We start from the raw sequence: 1,752 nt of genomic DNA, 5'->3' as shown, positions 1-1,752 counted from the left end.
TAGGATTCTCTCCTCATCCACCTGTGTCGGTTTACGGTACGGGTACATATCACGCAATAGCGGCTTTTCTCGACAGCTCGAATCCCGGACTTCACTACTTTAATTCGCTCCGCATCACGTCTTCGGCTTACTAAGCGGATTTGCCAGCTTAGCACCTACCTCGCTTGCCCTGGTATCTTCACTCCCAGGTTCCGGTATCTCTCTGTGTCCCCACAGTTCTGATGATATGCAGTACAGGAATTTCAACCTGTTATCCATCGACTACGTCTTTCGACCTCGCCTTAGGCCCCGACTTACCCAGAGCAGATCAGCTTTACTCTGGAAACCTTAGATATTCGGCCTGGAGGATTCCCACCTCCATCTCGCTACTCATTCCGGCATTCTCTCTTCTTAAAAATCCACAGCTCCTTATCGGTACTGCTTCGTCTCTTTAAGAATGCTCCTCTACCAATGTATAATTACATTCCTAAGCTTCGGTGTTGTGTTTTAGCCCCGGACATTTTCGGCGCAGGACCTCTCGACTAGTGAGCTATTACGCACTCTTTGAATGTGTGGCTGCTTCTGAGCCAACATCCTAGTTGTCTTCGAAATCCCACATCCTTTTCCACTTAACACACACTTTGGGACCTTAGCTGTAGGTCTGGGCTCTTTCCCTTTTGACTACCCAACTTATCTCGTGCAGTCTGACTCCCGTACATCATTTATGCGGCATTCGGAGTTTGATATTCTTCGGTAGACTTTGACGCCCCCTAGGAAATTCAGTGCTCTACCTCCGCTAAACTAATACGAGGCTAGCCCTAAAGCTATTTCGAGGAGAACCAGCTATCTCCGGGTTCGATTGGAATTTCTCCCCTATCCACACCTCATCGCCACCCTTTTCAACGGATGTGCGTTCGGTCCTCCATTCCCTTTTACGGGAACTTCAACCTGGACATGGATAGGTCACCCGGTTTCGGGTCTGCACATGCTGACTTTACGCCCTATTAAGACTCGCTCTCGCTTCGGCTCCGGAGCTTTACTCCTTAACCTCGCCAGCATCCGCAACTCGCCGGACCGTTCTACAAAAAGTACGCGGTTGCACCTTAACGTGCTTCCACAGCTTGTAAACACAGGGTTTCAGGTTCTCTTTCACTCCCCTCCCGGGGTCCTTTTCACCTTTCCTTCACAGTACTATGCGCTATCGGTCACTAAGGAGTATTTAGCCTTGGGGGGTGGTCCCCCCGAATTCCCGCAAGGTTCCACGTGTCTCGCGGTACTCTGGATCCTGCCGCTGCCTATCGTTTTCATGTACGAGGCTTTCACTCTCTCTGGCCGGTCTTTCCAGGACCGTTCCATTAACGAATCAGCTCACTTATGCAGTCCGTAACCCCAGAGTGCACGCACTCTGGTTTGGGCTCTTCCCATTTCGCTCGCCGCTACTTTGGGAATCGATGTTTCTTTCTCTTCCTCCGCCTACTTAGATGTTTCAGTTCAGCGGGTTCCCTTCCATACGTTATGTATTGGCGTATGGATGACTGAGGTCTTCTCAGCCGGGTTTCCCCATTCAGATATCTCCGGATCAATGGATATTTGCTCCTCCCCGAAGCTTTTCGCAGCTTATCACGTCTTTCATCGGCTCTTAGTGCCAAGGCATCCACCCTGCGCTCTTATTAGCTTAACCAATTGATTCACACCGCGGGTACGGTGTTCCTCTCAGATGCATAGCGTTGCATCTTTGGCTTATGGTGTTTACAATTAATAATTGCTTGTTTT

General features: G+C 49.8%; 1 rRNA gene. It reads right to left on the bottom strand.

Features of this window, described 5'->3' with window-relative positions:
* A 23S ribosomal RNA gene (locus DWZ45_RS14385) occupies positions 1-1,660 on the bottom strand; the annotation flags it as partial.
* Between the last annotated feature and the right edge of the window lie 92 nt (positions 1,661-1,752).

The organism is Clostridium sp. AF32-7AC, assembly GCF_003477925.1.
Classification (GTDB): Bacteria; Bacillota; Clostridia; order Lachnospirales; family Lachnospiraceae; genus Otoolea; species Otoolea fessa.
Note: the sequence above shows the minus strand (reverse complement) of the source record. Positions and strands in the feature narration are given on the sequence as shown.